2 protein-coding genes are annotated in these 1,067 nt (G+C 41.5%); both read left to right on the top strand.

What is annotated here, in order from left to right; genetic code table 11:
- Positions 1-440 (top strand): metal ABC transporter ATP-binding protein (locus tag ACFQIC_RS09560; RefSeq protein WP_390217062.1); only part of this gene is annotated, 440 nt, incomplete at its 5' end.
- On the top strand, positions 437-1,067 hold a 631-nt coding region (locus ACFQIC_RS09555), incomplete at its 3' end, for a metal ABC transporter permease (protein ID WP_390217061.1). The genes ACFQIC_RS09560 and ACFQIC_RS09555, both read left to right, overlap by 4 nt.

Genomic DNA, 1,067 nt, shown 5'->3' with positions numbered 1-1,067 from the left:
ACCTTGGTTTATTCAAGAGACCGAAAAAGAAAGAAAAAGACTGGGCATATCAGTGTTTAGAACGAGTGGGTATGCAAAATTACAGTAACCGTCAAATTGGAGCACTTTCTGGCGGACAACAACAACGGGTTTTCTTAGCGAGAGCCCTTGCACAAAAAGCGGATATTTTCTTTTTGGATGAACCATTTGTCGGGGTCGATATCTCCAGCGAGAATACCATCATCCAAATACTGAAAGAGCTGCAAAAAGAGGGGAAAACAACACTCGTGGTCCATCATGACCTAAACAAAGCAAATGTCTACTTTGACGAATTGATCTTATTGAACAAGGAGTTGGTCGCCAAAGGTGATGTGAATGATGTGCTGGATTCGAATACGATTCAGAAGGCATACGGAAATCCACTTTCATTCCTTAAAAGAAATGAGGTGAATCAATTATGAGTTTTCTTGAGGCCATACTACAATATGAGTTTCTACAAAAAGCCTTGATTACATCTGTAATGGTCGGGCTTATCTGTGGAATCATTGGGTGCTTTATCATCTTGAGAGGCATGTCTTTAATGGGAGACGCTATTTCGCACGCTGTTCTTCCTGGGGTTGCTCTATCCTATATGCTCGGCATCAACTTTTTCTTTGGAGCAGTAATTTCCGGGATACTTACTGCCTTAGGCATTGGCTTTGTCAGTCAAAACAGTCGCATAAAAAATGATACCGCTATCGGTATTCTATTCACCTCTGCCTTTGCTTTAGGAATTATCATGATCACCTTTATGAAAAGTAGCACAGACTTGTATCACATACTATTTGGAAATGTACTCGCCGTTAGACCTTCAGACATGTGGGCAACAATAGGTATTGGTGCACTGGTCATCGTTTGTGTGTACTTATTTTATAAAGAATTGCTGGTCACTTCCTTCGATGCAACCATGGCGGCTGGTTACGGGCTTTCCACGAAGATGATTCATTACCTATTGATGACGTTGTTGACTCTGGTTACAGTTGCTTCATTACAAACAGTAGGTATCGTACTTGTTGTTGCCATGCTCATTACACCAGCGGCTACAGCCT

The sequence above is a fragment of the Halobacillus seohaensis genome, assembly GCF_042663045.1.
Taxonomy (GTDB): domain Bacteria; phylum Bacillota; class Bacilli; order Bacillales; family Halobacillaceae; genus Halobacillus_A; species Halobacillus_A seohaensis.
Note: the sequence above shows the minus strand (reverse complement) of the source record. Positions and strands in the feature narration are given on the sequence as shown.